Raw genomic sequence first — 17,501 nt, 5'->3', positions numbered from 1 at the left:
ACTCGGGGCTCGCCGCGGCGGCGCAGGTGGCCCGCCTGGCCGAGCCCGGCGAGCGCGTGGCGGTCGTCGGCGCCGGCATGGCGGGGCTCGCCGCCGCAGCCGAGCTCGTCGATGCGGGCTTCGAGGTCGTGGTCCTCGAGGCGCGCACGCGGGTCGGCGGGCGGGTGTGGTCGGTCGACGCCGACGGGTTCGACCGCTCGGTCGAGCTCGGGCCGGTGCTGCTGCCCGACGACGAGCCGCTCACCGAGGCGCTGGCCGCGGCATCCGTCGACGTCGTGCCCTTCGACGCCGTGGTGCAGGCACGCACCGCCGCGGGCCAGGCCGTGCCGATCCCCGCCACCGGCGACGACGCGATCGAGGCGGCGCGCACCTGGGCCGAGGCACAGCCCGATCCCGGCGGCGTCTCGCTCGCCGCCGCGCTCGTCGGCTCGGGCACCGTGCCGATGTCGGCCGTGCCCGGCGACGACGGCGTGAGCCCCGCCGACTGGCTCTCGCACACGATCACGAGCGGGGTCGAGCCGGCCGCAGGGGCGCCGACGAGCCGCATCGCCGCGCCGACGGCGCCCGCCTCGCCCTTCCCGTCCGGCCCGCGGCTGGTGACCGGCCGACTCTCCGACCTGCTCGACGCGCTCGCCGACAGGGTCGACCTCGCCGTCTCGAGCGTCGTCACCCGCATCGCCTACGACGACCGCCGCGTCAGCCTACGCCTCGACTCGGGTGAGTCGCTCACCGCCGACCGCGCCATCGTGACGGTGCCCCTCGGGGTGCTGAAGTCCGACGCCCTGCGGTTCTCCCCCGCCCTGCCCTATGCCCACCAGCACGCCATCTCGACGCTGCAGACGGGCGTCGTCGACGTGGTGTGGCTGCGCTTCGACGAGGCGTTCTGGCGCACGGGCTCGGCGGAGGGGCAGGTGCCGTCGGCGGTCGACGCCCACCCCGGCGTGCTGACCGTGGTGGGCGAGCACTCGAGCGTGGCCTACTGGCTCGACCTCGTCGACGCCTCGGGCGAGGCGATCCTCGTCGGCGTCATCGCATCGACGCAGGCGCTTCGACTGGAGCCGCTCGACGATCAGGCGTTCCTGACGGCCGTGCTCGACGACCTCGCGCCCTACGCCACAGCGCCCGGTTGACGGCCACGAGCCCCGCCGTCACGGCGACGAAGATCGCGACCACGAGCAGGCAGTAGGCGGCGACGCCGAGCGCACCGCCCACCTGCGCCTCGTCGAGGAAGAAGTAGGGGTACCAGCCCACGTCGGCGCCGCGCACGAGCGTGTAGGGCAGCCACAGCGTCGGATACACCAGCACCCAGCCCACGGTCGACCAGGGCACCGGCGGGTTCACCGCCATGATGCTGTCGGCCGTCCAGGCGATCACGGCGAGCGCGGGCACCACGAAGTGCAGCAGCGTGTCCGACCACGGAACGTCGATGCGGTAGTCGCGGGTCGACGCCTGGCTCACGATGAGCCCGAACACGATGCCCGAGACGAGCAGGTACACGGTGACCATCGTGCGGAGGATGCCGAGCCAGGGCGGGTCGCTCGGCGCCCTGAGCGCGTACCACGCGGCGATGCCCAGCGTGACGACCGCGATCATGGCCGACTGGATCGTGAAGTAGCTGAAGAAGTTCGCGGTGGCGAAGAAGCGGAAGCCCAGCACGTACTGGAAGTTGCCGATGATCGCGACGACCTCGAGCACCGCCACGAGCACCCGGAACACCCCGAGGGAACGACGCGCCCGCATGCCCGGAGCGAGGACTCCGTGGGTGCGGGCTGCCATGCGTCAACGCTACGCCCCGCCGCCGGGCGGCCCGTGCGGGCGGGCGGGCTAGTCCATCGGCCGCAGGATCCGGTCGAGGAACCGGCGCGTGCGCTCCTCGGTCGGCTTCGTGAAGATGTCGCCGGGGGCACCGCGCTCGACCACCACGCCGCCGTCCATGAACAGCACCTCGTCGGCGGCCTGCCGCGCGAAGCCGAGCTCGTGCGTCACCACCACCATGGTCCAGCCCTCGTCGGCGAGCTCCTTGATGACCGACAGCACCTCGCCGACCAGCTCGGGGTCGAGGGCGCTGGTGGGCTCGTCGAAGAGCAGGAGGTCGGGCTTCAGGGCGAGCGCCCGCACGATGCCGACCCGCTGCTGCTGGCCGCCCGACAACTCGAACGGGTACGCGTCGCGCTTCTCGGCGAGGCCGACGCGGTCGAGCAGGGCGGATGCCTCGGCGATCGCCTGCGCCTTCGGCACGCGCTGCACCCGGATTGGACCCTCGACCACGTTCTGCAGCACCGTCATGTGCGGGAACAGGTTGTGCTGCTGGAACACCATCGCCGACCGGTCGCGCAGGGCGAACCGCGCGCCCTTCGGGAGCGGCTTCGCGAAGTCGAGCTCGGGGCCGCCGGTGAACGCGATCGTACCGCCGTCGGGCGTCTCGAGCCCGTTCAGCGAGCGCAGCACGGTGGTCTTTCCCGACCCGCTGGGGCCGATGAGCACGACCACCTCTCCGCGTCGCACATCGAGGTCGATCGAGCGCAGCACCTCGTTGTCGCCGAACGACTTGCGGATGCCGCGTGCCGTCAGCAGCGGCGAGTCGTCGGGCGCGGCCTTCGGAGCGAGCGGATCGTTCGGCGCGAGCGGCTCGCCCGCGGCATCCGGACCCTGCTGCAGCGGGTCGTCACCGGGCGACATAGCGGTCGAGCCTCCTCTCGAGGGCGTTCTGGCCGCTGGAGAGGGCGAGGCAGAACAGCCAGTAGATGAGCGCCGCCTCGAGGTAGAGCAGCATGAAGTCCTGCGTGAACGCGGCGATCTCCTGGGAGACGCGGAACAGCTCGGTCACGAGGATCAACGACGCGAGCGACGTGTCCTTCACGAGCGAGATGAACGTGTTCGACAGCGGGGGCACCGAGACCCGCGCGGCCTGCGGCAGGATGATGCGGCGCAGCGTGGTCGCGTTCGACATGCCGATCGTGTAGCCGGCCTCCCACTGCCCCTTGGGCACCGAGAGGATCGCCGCCCGGATGATCTCGGCGGCGTACCCGCCCACGTTGAGCGAGAACGCGGCGATGGCGCTCGGCCACGGATCGATGACGATGCCCACGGCCGGAAGCCCGTAGAAGATCACGAACAGCTGCACGAGCAGCGGCGTGCCGCGGATCACCGACACGTAGAACCGGCCGATGGCCGAGAGCACGCGGTTCTTCGAGAGCCGGGCGAGCGCCACCGCGAGCGCGATGACGAGTCCGATCACGAACGAGGCGAGCGCGAGCGGGATGGTGCCGCTCAGCCCGCCCCACACGATCGGCCAGAACGATTCCAGGAACAGCTGCCAGCCGGATGCCACGGCGACACCCCCTTCGAGACGACGGGCGCGAGCCTACTCCACCTGCCCCCTACTGGGAGACGTCGGCCCCGAAGTACTTCTCGCCGAGCTCGGCGAGCACGCCCTCCTCGCGGAGCTGCGCGAGCGCGTCGTCGATCGCGGCCTGCAGTGCGGTCTTGTCCTTGGTGAGCGCGATGGCGCTGAGCGAGGGGTCGTCGGTCTCGGCGGCCACCTCGATGCCCGACTTCCCGTTGGTCTTCACGTAGTCGAGGTAGGTGAGCTTGTCGTTGATGGTGGCGTCGACGCGACCCTGCTCGAGCAGGGCGACGGCCTGCGCCCAGCCCTCGACGGCCTCGACGTTCGCGCCCGACTCCTGGGCGAGCTCGTACCAGTTGCTCGTCAGCGACTGCGCGGTGGTCTTGCCGGCGAGGTCGTCGAAGCTCGAGATGGAGGTGTCGCCCTCCTTGACCACGATCACGCCGGGCGAGACGGTGTAGGGCTCGCTGAAGAGGTACTGCTCCTCGCGCTCGGGGTTGATCGACACCTGGTTCGCGATGGCGTCGAAGCGGCCGGCGTCGAGGCCCGCGAAGATCGCGTCCCACTGGGTCTCCTCGAACTGCACCTCGAGCCCGAGCTTGTCGGCGACCGCCTCGGCGACCTCGACGTCGTAGCCGGTCAGGTCGCCGTTGCCGTCCTCGTGGAAGCTGAAGGGGCGGTAGGTGCCCTCGGTCGCGACGGTCAGCGTGCCGGCCTTCACCAGTCCGTACTCGTTGTCGGATGCGGCGTCGCTCGAGGCCGGGGCGCCCGAGGAGCAGGCGGCGAGGGCGAGGGCGGCGGCGGATGCGGCGACGAGGCCGAGCAGGGTGCGGGCGCGTGACATGCGGTGGTGCTCCGTTCGTGACGTTCGTGACGTTGGCGTGATGCCGGATGCTTCGTTCGGTCGCTCCGGCGGAACGAGTCCAGCACGCCGGCGACCCCCGGGTGAAACCGCATGACGCCGCGTTGCATTCCGGATCCGGCGGGAATCGGGACGGATGTCACGGGGACGCGCCGGAGAATGCACATGCTGCGCATGGCATACACGCCGGGAGGTGTCGTGCGCAACCCTCGCCGCCCATCTCCGCCGGTCGATAGAGTGACGGGCGTCGTGGGAGTCCCCTCCCACGTCGCGGTGCCCCCCACACCAACCGAAGGAATTCCATGATCACGCTGTCCTGGCTCCTCATCCTCGCCCTCGTCGGTGGCGCGCTCGCCCTCGTCGACGGCATCTGGCGACTCCGTGCACGCGGTGGCTCGACGATCGTCGGCGTCATCGAGGTCATCGTCGCAGCGCTGTTCCTGCTGTCGCTGTTCATCCCGGGCATCCCCTGGGGTCCGATCGTCCTCGGCGTCGCGACGCTCATCGCGCTCGTCGTCGCCCTGTTCGCGGGCGGGCGCACCGGCCGCGGCGTGACGATCGCCGCGATCGTCGTGATCGCGATCTGGCTCGTGCTCGTGAACCACTGGCTGGTCATCCCCGGCGTCAACTGAGCGCCGGCACACGTCGAGGCGGCCGTCCCCTGGTGGGGGCGGCCGCCTCGTTCGTCGTCGTGGCGCGACTAGCCGAGGGCCTCGTCGGCGCAGGCCCAGGCCAGCGCGTCGACCGCCTCCATGCCGAGCTCGGGGTGCCGCGAGCGGAACTCCGCCGAGCCGGCGGAGTAGTCCGCCTCGAGCCGGCGGGCCGCCTTGGCGAGCGCCGGTCCGGCCGCATGGCCGAATCGCGCGATGACGCGGGCGTCGTCGCGGGCGGGCTCGGGGGTGGTGCCCCATCCGGTCCACTCCACGACGGCTCGGGTGAGACGAGGCTCCGTTGCCTTCATCGGGTTCTCCTTGGTTCGTTTCCCGGCTTCGTCGCCGGGCCTGTCATTTCTACCCCGTCTTCCGCCTGGTTCCGAATCCGGCGGTTCCGGATCCGGCGGCGGACGATGCCCGCCTAGAACGCGGCGAGTCCGGTCAGGGCCCGGCCCAGCACGAGCTGGTGGATCTCGTCGGTGCCCTCGTAGGTGCGCACGGATTCGAGGTTCGCGGCGTGCCGCATCACGGGGAAGGCATCGGTGATGCCGTCGCCCGCGAGGATCGACCTGGCCTGGTGGGCGATCTCGAGGGCCTCGCGCACGCTGTTCAGCTTGCCGACGCTGATCTGCGCCGGCAAGAGCGCGCCGCGCTCCTTGAGCCGGCCGAGGTGCAGGGCGAGCAGGATGCCCTTCTCGATCTCGACGAACATGTCGGCGAGCTTCGCCTGGGTCAGCTGGTTCGCGCCGATCGGCCGGCCGAACACCTCACGGCTCACCGACCGCTGGAGTGCCGCCTCGAGGCAGGACCGTGCGGCGCCCATCGCGCCCCAGACGATGCCATAGCGCGCCTCGTTGAGGCATCCGAACGGCCCCGAGAGTCCGGATGCCCCGGGCAGCATGGCGTCCGCCGGCAGCCGCACCCCGTCGAGCACCACGTCGCACTGCACCGAGGCGCGCATCGAGAGCTTGCCGTCGATGGGCGTGGCGGTGAACCCCGCGGTGGACGTCGGCACGAGGAATCCGCGGACGGCGCCCGCCCCCGCGCCGAACTCGCCGGACGGGTCCTCGACGCGCGCCCACACCACCGCGACGTCGGCGAGCGACGCGAGCCCGATCCAGCGCTTCGCGCCGTCGAGCACCCATCCGTCGCCGTCGCGCCGCGCGACCGTGGTCATGGCGGCGGGATCGCTGCCGCCCTGCGGCTCGGTCAGCGCGAAGCATCCCACCAGCTCGCCCACGGCCATGCCGGGCAGCCAGCGCTCCTTCTGCGCCTCGGAGCCGTACTTGTGGATGGCGCTCATCGCCAGCGAGCCCTGCACCGACACGAACGTGCGCCAGCCGCTGTCGGCGGCCTCGAGCTCGAGGCACACGAGGCCGTAGGCCACGGCGCCCGCCCCGGCGCATCCGTAGCCCGTGAGGTGCATCCCGAGGAAGCCGAGCTCGCCGAGCTCGCGCACGAGCTCCTGCCGGAAGTGCTTGGCCTCGAAGTCCGCCTCGATCACGGGCAGGATGCGCTCCTGGGCGAACGCGCGGGCACGGTCGCGCCAGGCCAGCTCGTCGTCGGTGAGCAGCGCGTCGAGGTCGAACACGGCGTCGATGCGCGGGGCGGTCGGGGTCATGCGGGGTCCTTCGTTCGGTCGTGGGCGTCGAGCCAGTCGGCGCCGTCATGGGCCCCGAGTGCGGGCGGTGGGGTGAGGTATCGAGGAGCGGATGCGGCGAGGCCGATGGGATTCGCGACCGAGCGGTGCGCGGCATCCGGTTCGCCGATGGACGCGACGGCCTCGAGCCCGAGCGATTCCGCGAACGTGAAGGCCTCGGCGACGTCGTTCACGAGCCCGGCGGGCACGCCGGCGCTGCGGCAGCGCTCCACCCACTCGGTGGCCGGAGCCGTGGCGAGCACGGCCTCGAGCTCGGCGTGCAGGTGGTCGCGGTGCGCCACGCGGGCGGAGTTCTCGGCGTACCGGGGGTCGTCGGCGAGGGCGGGGGTGCCGAGCAGCCACGCGAGGGCGCGGAACTGCCGATCGTTGCCGACGGCGATCACGAGGTCGCGGTCGGCGGCGGGGAACACGGCGTAGGGGGCGATGCTCGGGTGGCGGTTGCCGAGCCGCTGGGGCGGCAGTCCGGTCGCGAGCGTCGACCCGGCCTGGTTCACGAGTCCGGCGAGCAGGCTCTGGAGGAGGTTCACCTCGACGTGCTGGCCGAGCCCGGTGCGATCGCGCTCGCGGAGGGCGAGCAGGATGCCGGCGACCGCGTTCTGCCCGGTGAGCACGTCGACGACGGCGACGCCGACCTTCGCGGGCTCGCCGTCGGGCTCTCCGGTGAGGCTCATGAGTCCGCCGAGCGCCTGCACGAGCAGGTCGTAGCCGGCGAGCGCGGCGCCGTCGCCCGTGCCGAACCCCGTGATCGAGCAGTACACGACTCGGGGATTCGTGGCGCGGACGTCGTCGTAGCCGAGGCCGAACCGGTCCATCACGCCGGGGCGGAAGTTCTCCACCACGACGTCGGCGGTCGTGGCGAGCCGGCGCGCCTCGGCGAGGCCCACGGCATCCGTCAGGTCGAGCACCACCGATCGCTTGTTGCGGTTCACGCTGCCGAAGTAGGTCGAACGCCCCTGGGCGTCGACGGGCGGATGCCAGTGCCGGGTCTCGTCGCCCGCCGGCGGCTCGACCTTGACGACGTCGGCTCCGAAGTCGGCGAGCGTCATGGTGGCGTACGGGCCGGCGAGGACGCGGGAGAAGTCGGCGACGCGAACGCCGCCGAGCACGCCGTGTGCCATGTCGCCCTCCTCGGCTCGACCACCGGCCACGATACCCAGCGGCGGATGCGCGGGGGCTGTACACGCCGTCCAGCGGATGCCGCGGATCCGCCATCGCGTCGATTCCCACCCGGTGCAGCGCGACATAGGCTTGTCGCAGGTGTGCACCGTCGTCGCCGACCGGTTGGCGTGTCCCCGTGCACCATCGACAGAGGAGTCCCATGAGTTACGCCGTGGTCAATCCGGCAACCGGTGAGACGGTCAGGTCCTTCCCGACGATCACCGATGCCGAGCTCGAGTCCGCCATCGCCGCTGCCGACGAGGCGCACCGAACGTGGTCGAAGTCCACGTCGGTCGCCGACCGTGCCGCCCTCGTGCGCCGGGTCGGCGAGCTGCACGTCGAACGCCGCCAGGAGCTCGGCGAGATCGCCGTGCGCGAGATGGGCAAGCCCATCGAGCAGGCCCTCGCCGAGGTCGACTTCGCAGGTGCGATCTACGAGTACTACGCCGACCACTCCGGCGAGTTCCTGAAGGACGAGCCCGTGCAGCTGCTGGCCGGCGAGGGCTCGGCGATCATCCGCCGCTCGTCGCTGGGCGTGCTGCTCGGCATCATGCCGTGGAACTTCCCCTACTACCAGGTGGCCCGCTTCGCCGGCCCCAACCTCATCATCGGCAACACGATCGTGCTGAAGCACGCCGAGCAGTGCCCCGAGTCCGCCGCGGCGATCGAGCAGATCTTCCGCGACGCGGGCTTCCCGGCCGGCGCCTATGTGAACGTCTACGCCTCCCACGACCAGATCGAGCAGGTCATCGCCGATCCCCGCGTGCAGGGCGTCTCGCTCACCGGCTCCGAGCGCGCGGGTGCCGCGGTCGCCGAGATCGCGGGCCGGCACCTGAAGAAGGTCGTGCTCGAGCTCGGCGGCTCCGACCCCTTCATCCTGCTGTCGACCGACGACCTCGACGCGACCGTGCAGAACGCGGTCGACGCCCGTCTCGACAACAACGGCCAGTCGTGCAACGCCGCCAAGCGCTTCATCGTGGCCGACGAGCTCTACGAGCCGTTCCTCGAGAAGTTCACGGCCAAGCTCGCCGAGGTCGAGACCGGCGACCCGACCTCGTCCGAGACCGCGCTCGGCCCGCTCTCGTCGCTGAAGGCCGCCGAGGGCCTCGACGAGCAGGTGCAGCGCGCGGTCGAGCACGGGGCGACGCTCGTGCACGGCGGCACCCGAGACGGCGCCTTCTTCCAGACGACGGTGCTGACGGATGTCACGTCCGACAACCCCGCGTCGAAGGAGGAGTTCTTCGGCCCGGTCGCGCAGGTGTATCGCGCGAAGGACGAGGACGAGGCCGTGCGCATCGCGAACGACATCCCGTTCGGCCTGGGCTCCTACGTCTACACGACCGACCAGGAGCAGGCGCTGCGCGTCGCCGACGGCATCGAGGCCGGCATGGTCTTCGTCAATGTCGTGCTCGCCGACGGCGCCGAGCTGCCGTTCGGCGGCGTCAAGCGCTCGGGCACCGGCCGCGAGATGGGCCGCCTCGGCGCCGACGAGTTCGTCAACAAGAAGCTGATCCGCATCGGCTGACCCCGGGCGAATGCAGCGGATGCCCCGTGGCCGGCCGACCGCGGGGCATCCGTCGTTCTGGCGCTCTGCTCGGGTGCTGGCGCCGGCGCTGCGCTCGGCGCTCAGCGCTTCTTCGCGGCGTCGATCTCGTCGCGTCGCAGCAGGATGACCCGGTCGACGAGCGAGTCGGGCAGCGGGTGCTCGGGCGTGAACCGGATCGTGCCCTTCGACCACGAGTACCCGTCGAGCTCGCCCGAGACCGCCGTCACGACCGCCGGGCTGAAGGGGTAGAGCCCGATGTGGCCCTTGGCCGACATCACGCTCACGAGCGGCGAGTCGCGGTATCGCAGGGCGGGCATGCCGTAGCTGACGCCCTCGGCGGCTTCGGGCACCAGCGACATGGCCCGCGCCCGGATGCGCTCGATGAGGTCGCGGTCGGGCGCCTCGAGTCCTGCGATGTAGTCGCTCAGCTCCCCCATGGCGGCCATGCTACGCCCGGGCATGCGACCGCATGGCGAGGTGCGGGCTGCGCGGGTTCAGTTGGAGCGCGCGCCGATCGCGCTGACCACGTCGGCGAGATTGCGGAGGAGCCCGGCCAGCGTCGTGCCGTCGCTCGACGTGAGCACGCCGCCGTCGGCCACGTGCGCGGCCCAGGCCTGTGCGCTCGCGATGAGACGTGCCTGCTCCTGGCGCTCCTGCTCGGTGAACTCGCGCGGGGCGCCGTCGATCTCGGCGTCGATCGCCGCGCAGACGGTGGCGAGCCGGCGATAGGGCGCCGCGGCGATCACCCCGTGCTCGAAGCCGGTGCCCTCCAGCGCCGCGACGACACGTTCGAGTGTGGTGCCCTGCATCACGCAAGCCCCTTTCGCTGGATCCCGCTGCACTGATCATTCCAGACGCGGGAACACCCGGCGTACGCTGGGCGGATGTTGCGTCGGCGCGTCGTGGTGCACGGGAGCGTGCAGGGCGTCGGGTTCCGGTACTCGGCGCGGCTCGAGGCGGAACGCCGCGGTGTCGCGGGCTGGATCCGCAACCGGCCCGACGGGTCCGTCGAAGCCGAGGTCGAGGGTGACGAGGCATCCGTGCAGGCCATGCTCGACTGGCTCGCGACCGGACCGCGCGGCGCGCGAGTCGAGCGGATCGATGTCGCCGACGCCGAGCCGCTCGGCGAGCCCGGGTTCCGGGTCATCGGCTGAGGCGCACCCTGTCAATGCCTTCACTCGGCACGCGTCGACGCGTTGACTTGAAGCGACGGATGCCGCGGGCACGCGGCGAGGGAGGAGCATCATGACCGACCGCAACGAGGGATTCGGCCTCGACGACGACCTCGGCATCGAGGAGCGGGAGCTCGCGCAGGAGACCGTCGTGAACGACGCCGTCGCGGGCGAGACGGTCTGGCCGGGTGCCGGCGACGGCAACGACGGACCCACCGGCGGTTCGCCGCACGAGCAGGAGCCGATCTACGCCGAGAACGACCTGGCCGGCGAGGAGATCGACCTCGGCGACGAGCCCGACTGACCGCGAGCGCGAACGACGAAGGGCCCGCCGGACGCACCGGCGGGCCCTTCGTGTCCAACGATCTTGACCGGGCGGTCAATCAGTTCTACCGTTGAGATGACCCCCGGATCGGGAGCCACCGTCTCCGAGGAGGTTGGTTGCCATGAAGAAATGGACGCGATGGGAAGACTGGGTGGCCATCGCCGCCGGTCTCGTCGCCGCGCTGTCGACGATGTTCGTGCCGGCCATGGGCGCTTCGGTCGCGATGATGGTCACGCTCGGCGTGCTGCTCATCATCTCGGGCGTCGTGAACCTCGCCTACCCGGGCCTCGTCGCAATGGAGTACGTGCAGGGCGCTCTGGGCCTTCTGCTGATCATCTCACCGTGGATCGGCGGCTACGCCGACGCGACGACGTTCGGCGCCGCGTGGTTGTCGTGGATCTGTGGAGCTGTCGCCGTGGTGGCCGCAGCACTCGCCATCAGGCCGAGCATGCAGGCGCACCACGACGCGATCCCCCATTGACCCGCTCGACCCCCGGGGGCGGCGGCCGATCCCGCCGTCCCCCCTACCCGTTCGGAGTCCGCGGGTGAACGCGCATCACGGGGCCCGTGTCCGCATCCTCGACGCCGCCGAGGGGCTGTTCGCCGAGCGCGGCTTCGACGCCACGCCCACCTCGAGCATCGCCGAGCTCGCCGCGGTCCCGAAGGGGCTGCTCTTCTACTACTTCCCCTCCAAGCCCGACCTGTTGCGGGCGCTCGTGGCGGAGCGGCTCGACCCCGAGCCGCTCGATCCCGACGCGCTGATCGAGCCGGGCGACCCGGTGGGAGCCCTGCTCAACCTGGCGGACCGGCTCAGCGAGATCCAGGCCGAATCGCCGGTGCTGCGCGTCATCATCTGGCGCGAGCACCGCACCCACCCCGAGGTCGGGGCCGGCCTGCGGGAGCACCACGGGCAGGTCCAGGCTGTCGTCGAACGCGTGTTGCGCGGCAGCATGCACCGCCCGATCGCGGCTCGCCGGCTGCGTGCGGCGGCCGCGGCCTGGGTGGCCATCCTCACGAACCGGGTGCTGGCCGGCCACCTGGATCCGACTGAAGCCGAAGCCGCGACCGAAGCCGAGGAGCCTCGCGCGGACGAGCCGGGGATCGACCTCCGGGCGCTCGCCGAGCTGATCTGCGCCGGACTCGGATCCCCGGCCCTCGCCTGATCGCTGGATCGACCCGAGCGGATCAGCGCGAACGACGAAGGGCCCGCCGGATGCACCGGCGGGCCCTTCGTGATGAGTCAGGCGACTCAGATGGCGTTGACGTCCAGCGGGATGCCGGGGCCGAACGTGGTCGACACGGCGCCCTTCTGGATGTAGCGGCCCTTGGCGCTCGACGGCTTGAGGCGCACGACCTCTTCGAGGGCGGCCTTGGCGTTCTCCTCGAGCTGCTCGTTCGAGAACGAGGCCTTGCCCACGACGAAGTGCACGTTGGCGTGCTTGTCGACGCGGAACTCGATCTTGCCGCCCTTGATCTCCTCGACCGCCTTCGCGGGGTTGGGGGTCACGGTGCCGGTCTTCGGGTTGGGCATGAGGCCACGGGGGCCGAGCACCTTGCCGAGACGGCCGACCTGGCCCATGAGCTCGGGCGTCGAGACGGCCGCGTCGAACGACGTGTAGCCGCCGGCGACCTTCTCGATGAGCTCGGCGCCGCCGACCTCGTCGGCGCCCGCCGCGATCGCAGCCTCGGCCGCGGGGCCGGTCGCGAACACGATGACGCGGGCGGTCTTGCCGGTGCCGTGCGGGAGGATGACGGTGCCGCGCACCATCTGGTCGGCCTTGCGGGGGTCGACGCCGAGCTTCAGCGCGACCTCGACGGTCGAGTCGAACTTCGCCGAGCCGGTCTCCTTCGCGAGGGCGACGGCCTCGGTCGGGGTGTAGAACTTGCCGGCCTCGATCTTGTCGGCCGCGGCCCGGTAGGCCTTGGACTTCTGTGCCATGTTGCTTCTCCTTGAGAGAGTGTGGTCATCTGCGCCTGGCGGGCGCTGCCACGAATGAGAGTTCTGGGTGAGCGGATGCCGCGGCATCCGTTCGGGGCCCGTGACGCACGACGGCGTCGGGTGGGCCCGAGGCGATTACTCGACCGTGATGCCCATCGAACGGGCGGTGCCCGCGATGATCTTCGACGCGGCGTCGAGGTCGTTCGCGTTGAGGTCGACCATCTTCGCCTCGGCGATCTCGCGCACCTGCGCCGTGGTCAGCTTGCCGACCTTGGTGGTGTGCGGGACGCCGGAGCCCTTGGCGACGCCGGCGGCCTTCTTGATGAGCTCCGCGGCGGGCGGGGTCTTCAGGACGAAGGTGAACGAGCGGTCCTCGTAGACGGTGATCTCGACGGGGATCACGTTGCCGCGCTGCGACTCGGTCTGCGCGTTGTACGCCTTGCAGAACTCCATGATGTTCACGCCGTGCTGACCCAGGGCCGGGCCGATGGGCGGGGCCGGGTTCGCGGCGCCGGCCTTGATCTGAAGCTTGATCAGACCAGTGACCTTCTTCTTCGGTGCCATGATTTCTCTCTTTCTGATCGAACGCCCCGATCGGGGCACTCTCCCGCAGGCCCGGCGGATCCGGGTTGCGGTGGTCGGTGTGCTGGACGCAGCACAACCCCCCGATGATACCGGAGGGCCGCTGCGCGCTGGCTGTGAGTGGTTAGAGCTTGGTGACCTGGTCGAAGCTGAGCTCGACCGGGGTCTCGCGCTCGAACAGCGACACGAGCACCGTGAGCTTGCCGCTCTCGGGCTTGATCTCGCTGATCGTGCCGGGAAGGCCGGCGAACGAGCCGTCCTTGATGGTGATGGTCTCGCCGACCTCGAAGTCGACCTCGGCGGGGATGGCGCGCGCCGCACCGGCGGCCGCACCGGCCTTCGCGCCCTTGACGGGTGCGACGTCCTTGATCTCGACGAGGCTCTTCAGCATGCCGAAGGCCTCCTCGAAGCGGAGGGGGGTCGGGTTGTGGGCGTTGCCCACGAAGCCCGTGACGCCGGGAGTGTGGCGGATGACCGACCAGCTCTCCTCGTTGAGGTCCATGCGCACCAGCACGTAGCCGGGGATGCGCACGCGGGTGACCATCTTGCGCTGGCCGTTCTTGATCTCGACGACGTCTTCCATCGGGACCTCGACCTGGTAGATGTAGTCCGCCATGGCCATCGACTCGCGTCGCTGCTCGATGTTCGCCTTCACGCGGCGCTCGAAGCCCGCGTAGGAGTGGATGACGTACCACTTGCCCGGAAGGAACCGCAGCTCGGCGCGGAACTCCTCGTAGGGGTCGGCGACCTCGTCGGCCTCCTCCTGGGTGGCCTCGGCGGCGGCGAGCGCCTCGTCCTCGGAGTCGATGTCGAGGGCGTCGTCGATCACGGCGTCGGCCTCGGGGTCGCTGGCCTCGGCCATCGCGTCGAGCACGGCGTCGAGGTCGATGTCGTTGCCCTCGTCGTCGACGATGTGCACCGCGCGGTGCTCGGCGGGCTCCACCGACTCCTCGTCGTGCTCGGCCGTGTCGCCCTCCTGGGCCTCCTCGACCTCTGAGGACTGCTCGGCAGCGGTGGCCCAGTCGACGTCGTCGCGCTCAGTCTTCGACACTTCTTGCTTCCTTTGCTTCGTTCCGCCCTCGGGGCGGCCGGATGTTCGGGCCAGGAGCCCGATCAGGCTCCCGGTGTTCCGAAGACGTACAGCACGAGCCAGCCGAAGATCTGGTCGAGGCCCCACACGAGCGCCATCATGATGATGACGAACACGAGCACCACGACGGTGAAGCTGACGAGCTCCTTGCGAGTCGGCGTGACGACCTTCTTGAGCTCGGCGATCACCTGCCGGATGAACAGCGCGATCCTCGCGAAGGGGTTCCGACGCGCTGCGCGGTCGCGCTTCGCGTTGGCGACGACGTCCTCGCTGGGTTCGTCGATGATCTTGCGTGCCACCTCGTACACCTTTCGTGGGCCGGCAGTCACTGCCGGCTCGCAGGGCGGACAGGACTCGAACCTGCAACCTGCGGTTTTGGAGACCGCTGCTCTACCAATTGAGCCACCGCCCTATGGAGGCATCGACCTCCGTGGGATCGCTTCTGCGGCCGCGCTTCACCCGTAAACAGGCATGGGGAAGCTTGGCCGATATCCGCAACCTCAGCAAGTTTAGGCGACGGATGCCCCACGGCCAAACCGTGCCCGGATCGGTTCATTCGATCCGCATGATGCCGTGGCATCCACGCGCGCCATACCGTGGCGGCACACCGCGCCGGCGTGCCGCGCGCATCCATGCACGGAAGGAGTGGTTCCCATGAGTGACACACAGGTGACCGGCTGGGTCGGATGGGGCTGGTTCGCCGGCATCATGCTGATCATCGCCGGCGTGATCGACGCGATCTACGGCTTCATCGCCGTGTTCCTGCCCAGCAGCTCGTACTTCGTGCTCGGCGAGGGCGGCCTCGTGCTCCTCGACGTGCAGGGCTGGGGGTGGTGGCACGTGATCATCGGCGCCGCGCTGATCCTCGTGGGCCTCGCGCTCTTCACCGGTGCCGGATGGGCCCGCGTGACGGCGATCGTGCTCGCCGCGATCAACGGCGTCAGCCAGCTCTTCCTGCTGCCCGTGCAGCCGTGGTGGTCGCTGATCGTGCTCGCCCTCGACATCCTCGTGATCTACGCGCTGACGGTGCACGGACGCGAGCTGAAGGTCGCCCACTCGCGGTAGCAGTCGCCCGTCACGCCGATCGGGGTTTCACCCGATCGGCGTGATGCCGCGGCATCCGGAGCGGCCCTACGGTGGGCGGAGCAGCACCGCGCCGCCGCGGATGCCCCGGCGCATCATCCCATCGAAAGGGTGTGGTTCCCATGGCTGACAACGAGGTCACCGGCTGGGTCGGCTGGGGCTGGTTCGCCGGCATCCTCCTGCTCGTCGCCGGCGTGTTCAGCGCCCTGCACGGGCTGACAGCCCTGCTGGCGCCGTCGAGCGCCTACTTCCTGCGCATCGAGGGCGGCCTCGTCGTGTTCGACGTGCAGGGCTGGGGCTGGTGGCACCTGATCACGGGCATCGCGCTGATCCTCGTCGCGGGCGCGCTCTTCTCGGGCGCCACGTGGGCCCGGGTGGTGGCGGTCATCTTCGTCGCCTTCAACGGCATCGGGCAGCTGTTCACCATCCCGACGCAGCCGTGGTGGTCGCTCATCGTGCTGACCATCGACATCCTCGTGATCTACGCACTCACCGTGCACGGCCGCGAGCTGAAGACCAGCGCGCGCTGAGGCCCGCTTAGATTGAGGGCATGACAGCAGAGCGGGCAGCGCGCCGGATCGTCGAGCCGCGGAGCATCGTCGAGGTCACGGGCGAGCACTCGCAGTTCCGGCTCGACCTCGAGCGCATCCGCTTCTCGCCGTACTTCTCCCGGCTGTCGGCGGTCACCCAGGTGATCGCGCAGCCGGGAGCGGGCCCGCTCATCCACAACCGGCTCACCCACTCGATCAAGGTGACGGCGGTCTCGCGGGCGATCGCGGTGGCGTTGTCGGATGCCGCGTCGCCGGCGTATCCGCTCGCCGTCGAGCACGGCTGCGACGCCGTGGTCGTGCAGGCCGCGGCGAGCGCGCACGACCTCGGCCACCCGCCGTTCGGACACCTCGGCGAACGCGTGCTCGACCGGCTCGCCCGCGAGACGCTCGGCCTCGCCGACGGGTTCGAGGGCAACGCGCAGACCTACCGCATCATCGCGACGCTCGACGTGACCGAGTCGTCGCCCCACGGGCTCAACCTCACCGCGGCGGTGCGCGCCGCCGTCGCGAAGTACCCGTGGACCCGCTTCGTCGACGCGCGCGGCCTCGGCACGGGTCCACTCCCCCGCGGGATGCGTCGGGTCGACGGCGGCGTCGACGTGGCGAAGTTCTCGGCGTACGACCTCGACGCCGTCGACCTCGTCGAGGCGCGCCGTGGACTGCCCGCGCTGGCGCAGTCGCTCGAGTGCTCGATCATGGACCTCGCCGACGACATCGCGTACTCCATCCACGACGTCGACGACTTCTACCGGGCGGGCCTGCTCAGCCAGGGCGCCGTGGCGCGCGAGTTCCGGGGCTGGATCGAGGGATGGTCCGACCTGCGCGAGCTCGACGACGAGGCGCTCGCGCTCCGCTCGGCGCCGCCGGGCGCGGCGATCGAGGGACTGCGCCGCAAGCTGCACCGCAGTGACGCGTGGGTGGCCGACGATGACGCGTTCGCCGAGGCCGTCGACGTCGTCGCCGACGACCTGGTCGACGGGCTGCTCGCCATCCCGTTCGACGGGTCGATCGCGTCGGAGCGGGCGCTCTCGTCGTTCACGAACCGCTGGATCACCCACCTGCAGACCTCGGTGGTGCCGGCGCCGGCAGCCGAGGCCCGCACCGGGCTGGTCACCCTCGACCGACTCGCCTGGCACGAGGTGGAGGTGCTGAAGTTCGTGCACCGGCACTTCATCCTCGACCGCGCCGACATCGCGATGTACCAGCGCGGCCTGAGCCGGGTGCTCACGCGTGCCGTGAAGGGCCTCACGGCGTGGGTGACCGACGACTTCGACCGGCACCGCGTGCCGCAGCGCCTCAAGGAGCTCGTCGAGCTCGCCACCGACGGCTACGCGCGCGTCCGCGCCGCGCGGCCCGACGGCGTGCCGATCCCCGACGCGAGCGAGGTCATGCAGCTCGGCGTCGGGCGCGGTGTGGTCGATTACGTGGCGTCGCTCTCCGACGACCAGGCGCTCGCGGTGTCGGAGGCCATCGACGGCCGTCCCGACCGGCTCTGGGACATCGGCCAGAACCTCTGACGTGCCGGTCGCCGGGT

23 protein-coding genes and 1 tRNA gene are annotated in these 17,501 nt (G+C 70.8%); 10 read left to right on the top strand and 14 right to left on the bottom strand.

The genetic code is table 11. The features are described from left to right. Positions 1-1,130: flavin monoamine oxidase family protein (locus AC1DZA_RS16360; protein ID WP_476773539.1), on the top strand; the 1,130-nt coding region annotated here is incomplete at its 5' end. Here AC1DZA_RS16360 and AC1DZA_RS16355 read toward each other — a convergent pair. The 4 genes from AC1DZA_RS16355 to AC1DZA_RS16340 are packed head-to-tail and all read right to left on the bottom strand — an operon-like array spanning position 1,027 to position 4,190. Further along, positions 1,027-1,776 carry a Pr6Pr family membrane protein gene (locus tag AC1DZA_RS16355; protein ID WP_476773538.1) on the bottom strand — a complete coding sequence of 250 codons (750 nt, stop codon included), beginning with the start codon at positions 1,774-1,776 and terminating at the stop codon, positions 1,027-1,029. The genes AC1DZA_RS16360 and AC1DZA_RS16355 overlap by 104 nt on opposite strands. A gap of 48 nt (positions 1,777-1,824) precedes the next feature. Next, complete coding sequence (locus AC1DZA_RS16350) at positions 1,825-2,679, bottom strand: amino acid ABC transporter ATP-binding protein (RefSeq protein WP_476773537.1); 855 nt, start codon at positions 2,677-2,679, stop codon at positions 1,825-1,827. Beyond that, a complete protein-coding gene (locus AC1DZA_RS16345; RefSeq protein WP_476773536.1) occupies positions 2,666-3,331 on the bottom strand; it encodes an amino acid ABC transporter permease in 666 nt (221 codons plus the stop codon). Before AC1DZA_RS16345 ends, AC1DZA_RS16350 begins: the two co-directional genes overlap by 14 nt. A 49-nt stretch (positions 3,332-3,380) precedes the next feature. Beyond that, positions 3,381-4,190, bottom strand: coding sequence for an amino acid ABC transporter substrate-binding protein (locus tag AC1DZA_RS16340; protein ID WP_309974483.1), 810 nt, complete (start codon positions 4,188-4,190; stop codon positions 3,381-3,383). 320 nt (positions 4,191-4,510) lie between these two features. Here AC1DZA_RS16340 and AC1DZA_RS16335 point away from each other — a divergent pair, with 320 nt between their 5' ends. Then, complete coding sequence (locus tag AC1DZA_RS16335) at positions 4,511-4,840, top strand: hypothetical protein (RefSeq protein WP_309974485.1); 330 nt, start codon at positions 4,511-4,513, stop codon at positions 4,838-4,840. 68 nt (positions 4,841-4,908) lie between these two features. Here the strand turns inward: AC1DZA_RS16335 and AC1DZA_RS16330 are convergent, their stop codons facing one another. From AC1DZA_RS16330 to AC1DZA_RS16320, 3 genes are all read right to left on the bottom strand, one after another. Next, on the bottom strand, positions 4,909-5,169 hold the full coding sequence (locus tag AC1DZA_RS16330; RefSeq protein WP_476773535.1) for a hypothetical protein: 261 nt from the start codon (positions 5,167-5,169) through the stop codon (positions 4,909-4,911). Between the two features lie 113 nt (positions 5,170-5,282). Beyond that, the gene (locus AC1DZA_RS16325) at positions 5,283-6,482 is read right to left on the bottom strand and encodes an acyl-CoA dehydrogenase family protein (protein WP_476773534.1); all 1,200 of its coding nucleotides are present in this window, start codon (positions 6,480-6,482) and stop codon (positions 5,283-5,285) included. Further along, a complete protein-coding gene (locus AC1DZA_RS16320) occupies positions 6,479-7,639 on the bottom strand; it encodes a CaiB/BaiF CoA transferase family protein (protein ID WP_476773533.1) in 1,161 nt (386 codons plus the stop codon). The genes AC1DZA_RS16325 and AC1DZA_RS16320 overlap by 4 nt, the downstream gene beginning before the upstream one ends. A 200-nt stretch (positions 7,640-7,839) precedes the next feature. On the opposite strand from AC1DZA_RS16320, the gene AC1DZA_RS16315 reads away from it, so the two are divergent. Continuing rightward, entirely contained in the window at positions 7,840-9,204 is a 1,365-nt protein-coding gene (locus AC1DZA_RS16315) for an NAD-dependent succinate-semialdehyde dehydrogenase (RefSeq protein WP_476773532.1), read from the top strand. Between the two features lie 101 nt (positions 9,205-9,305). Here the strand turns inward: AC1DZA_RS16315 and AC1DZA_RS16310 are convergent, their stop codons facing one another. Next, positions 9,306-9,662: an iron chaperone gene (locus AC1DZA_RS16310; protein WP_476762379.1), complete on the bottom strand. Its 357-nt coding sequence runs from the start codon at positions 9,660-9,662 to the stop codon at positions 9,306-9,308. Between the two features lie 57 nt (positions 9,663-9,719). After that, a complete protein-coding gene (locus tag AC1DZA_RS16305) occupies positions 9,720-10,034 on the bottom strand; it encodes a hypothetical protein (protein WP_476773531.1) in 315 nt (104 codons plus the stop codon). A 75-nt stretch (positions 10,035-10,109) separates the two neighbouring features. Here AC1DZA_RS16305 and AC1DZA_RS16300 point away from each other — a divergent pair, with 75 nt between their 5' ends. The 4 genes from AC1DZA_RS16300 to AC1DZA_RS16285 all read left to right on the top strand — a co-directional run bounded on the left by AC1DZA_RS16300 (position 10,110) and on the right by AC1DZA_RS16285 (position 11,885). Further along, positions 10,110-10,379: an acylphosphatase gene (locus AC1DZA_RS16300; protein WP_476773530.1), complete on the top strand. Its 270-nt coding sequence runs from the start codon at positions 10,110-10,112 to the stop codon at positions 10,377-10,379. Between the two features lie 91 nt (positions 10,380-10,470). Next, complete coding sequence (locus tag AC1DZA_RS16295) at positions 10,471-10,701, top strand: hypothetical protein (protein WP_309974518.1); 231 nt, start codon at positions 10,471-10,473, stop codon at positions 10,699-10,701. Positions 10,702-10,843: 142 nt separating this feature from the next. Then, positions 10,844-11,203 (top strand): SPW repeat domain-containing protein, encoded by a 360-nt coding sequence (locus AC1DZA_RS16290; RefSeq protein ID WP_476762376.1) that lies wholly within the window; start codon positions 10,844-10,846, stop codon positions 11,201-11,203. 64 nt (positions 11,204-11,267) lie between these two features. Then, entirely contained in the window at positions 11,268-11,885 is a 618-nt protein-coding gene (locus tag AC1DZA_RS16285) for a TetR/AcrR family transcriptional regulator (RefSeq protein WP_476773529.1), read from the top strand. Between the two features lie 86 nt (positions 11,886-11,971). Here AC1DZA_RS16285 and rplA read toward each other — a convergent pair whose 3' ends face one another. From rplA to AC1DZA_RS16260, 5 genes are all read right to left on the bottom strand, one after another. Further along, a complete protein-coding gene (rplA, locus tag AC1DZA_RS16280; protein WP_309974521.1) occupies positions 11,972-12,661 on the bottom strand; it encodes a 50S ribosomal protein L1 in 690 nt (229 codons plus the stop codon). Positions 12,662-12,796: 135 nt separating this feature from the next. Then, complete coding sequence (gene rplK, locus AC1DZA_RS16275; RefSeq protein ID WP_309974524.1) at positions 12,797-13,225, bottom strand: 50S ribosomal protein L11; 429 nt, start codon at positions 13,223-13,225, stop codon at positions 12,797-12,799. A gap of 142 nt (positions 13,226-13,367) precedes the next feature. Beyond that, positions 13,368-14,294 carry a transcription termination/antitermination protein NusG gene (nusG, locus tag AC1DZA_RS16270; RefSeq protein ID WP_309974528.1) on the bottom strand — a complete coding sequence of 309 codons (927 nt, stop codon included), beginning with the start codon at positions 14,292-14,294 and terminating at the stop codon, positions 13,368-13,370. Between the two features lie 62 nt (positions 14,295-14,356). Next, complete coding sequence (gene secE / locus AC1DZA_RS16265) at positions 14,357-14,632, bottom strand: preprotein translocase subunit SecE (protein WP_130351839.1); 276 nt, start codon at positions 14,630-14,632, stop codon at positions 14,357-14,359. A gap of 40 nt (positions 14,633-14,672) precedes the next feature. Next, positions 14,673-14,745, bottom strand: a tRNA-Trp gene (locus tag AC1DZA_RS16260). Positions 14,746-14,987: 242 nt separating this feature from the next. On the opposite strand from AC1DZA_RS16260, the gene AC1DZA_RS16255 reads away from it, so the two are divergent. The 3 genes from AC1DZA_RS16255 to dgt all read left to right on the top strand — a co-directional run bounded on the left by AC1DZA_RS16255 (position 14,988) and on the right by dgt (position 17,484). Next, complete coding sequence (locus AC1DZA_RS16255; protein ID WP_476761609.1) at positions 14,988-15,398, top strand: DUF7144 family membrane protein; 411 nt, start codon at positions 14,988-14,990, stop codon at positions 15,396-15,398. Positions 15,399-15,538: 140 nt separating this feature from the next. Next, on the top strand, positions 15,539-15,946 hold the full coding sequence (locus AC1DZA_RS16250) for a DUF7144 family membrane protein (protein WP_476773528.1): 408 nt from the start codon (positions 15,539-15,541) through the stop codon (positions 15,944-15,946). Positions 15,947-15,966: 20 nt separating this feature from the next. Beyond that, the gene (gene dgt / locus AC1DZA_RS16245; RefSeq protein ID WP_476761607.1) at positions 15,967-17,484 is read left to right on the top strand and encodes a dGTP triphosphohydrolase; all 1,518 of its coding nucleotides are present in this window, start codon (positions 15,967-15,969) and stop codon (positions 17,482-17,484) included. Positions 17,485-17,501 lie beyond the last annotated feature (17 nt).

The organism is Agromyces sp. P2_B3 (genome assembly GCF_056404815.1).
This window is presented reverse-complemented; position numbering and strand designations above follow the sequence as displayed.

Excerpts from the sequence above, each read along its gene's own strand:
- AC1DZA_RS16355 (WP_476773538.1), bottom strand. The coding sequence starts at position 1,776 with ATGGCAGCCCGCACCCACGGAGTCCTCGCTCCGGGCATGCGGGCGCGT.
- AC1DZA_RS16350 (WP_476773537.1), bottom strand. The coding sequence starts at position 2,679 with ATGTCGCCCGGTGACGACCCGCTGCAGCAGGGTCCGGATGCCGCGGGC.
- AC1DZA_RS16340 (WP_309974483.1), bottom strand. The coding sequence starts at position 4,190 with ATGTCACGCGCCCGCACCCTGCTCGGCCTCGTCGCCGCATCCGCCGCC.
- AC1DZA_RS16335 (WP_309974485.1), top strand. The coding sequence starts at position 4,511 with ATGATCACGCTGTCCTGGCTCCTCATCCTCGCCCTCGTCGGTGGCGCG.
- AC1DZA_RS16330 (WP_476773535.1), bottom strand. The coding sequence starts at position 5,169 with ATGAAGGCAACGGAGCCTCGTCTCACCCGAGCCGTCGTGGAGTGGACC.
- AC1DZA_RS16325 (WP_476773534.1), bottom strand. The coding sequence starts at position 6,482 with ATGACCCCGACCGCCCCGCGCATCGACGCCGTGTTCGACCTCGACGCG.
- AC1DZA_RS16320 (WP_476773533.1), bottom strand. The coding sequence starts at position 7,639 with ATGGCACACGGCGTGCTCGGCGGCGTTCGCGTCGCCGACTTCTCCCGC.
- AC1DZA_RS16315 (WP_476773532.1), top strand. The coding sequence starts at position 7,840 with ATGAGTTACGCCGTGGTCAATCCGGCAACCGGTGAGACGGTCAGGTCC.
- AC1DZA_RS16310 (WP_476762379.1), bottom strand. The coding sequence starts at position 9,662 with ATGGGGGAGCTGAGCGACTACATCGCAGGACTCGAGGCGCCCGACCGC.
- AC1DZA_RS16305 (WP_476773531.1), bottom strand. The coding sequence starts at position 10,034 with ATGCAGGGCACCACACTCGAACGTGTCGTCGCGGCGCTGGAGGGCACC.
- AC1DZA_RS16300 (WP_476773530.1), top strand. The coding sequence starts at position 10,110 with ATGTTGCGTCGGCGCGTCGTGGTGCACGGGAGCGTGCAGGGCGTCGGG.
- AC1DZA_RS16295 (WP_309974518.1), top strand. The coding sequence starts at position 10,471 with ATGACCGACCGCAACGAGGGATTCGGCCTCGACGACGACCTCGGCATC.
- AC1DZA_RS16290 (WP_476762376.1), top strand. The coding sequence starts at position 10,844 with ATGAAGAAATGGACGCGATGGGAAGACTGGGTGGCCATCGCCGCCGGT.
- rplA (WP_309974521.1), bottom strand. The coding sequence starts at position 12,661 with ATGGCACAGAAGTCCAAGGCCTACCGGGCCGCGGCCGACAAGATCGAG.
- rplK (WP_309974524.1), bottom strand. The coding sequence starts at position 13,225 with ATGGCACCGAAGAAGAAGGTCACTGGTCTGATCAAGCTTCAGATCAAG.
- AC1DZA_RS16255 (WP_476761609.1), top strand. The coding sequence starts at position 14,988 with ATGAGTGACACACAGGTGACCGGCTGGGTCGGATGGGGCTGGTTCGCC.
- AC1DZA_RS16250 (WP_476773528.1), top strand. The coding sequence starts at position 15,539 with ATGGCTGACAACGAGGTCACCGGCTGGGTCGGCTGGGGCTGGTTCGCC.
- dgt (WP_476761607.1), top strand. The coding sequence starts at position 15,967 with ATGACAGCAGAGCGGGCAGCGCGCCGGATCGTCGAGCCGCGGAGCATC.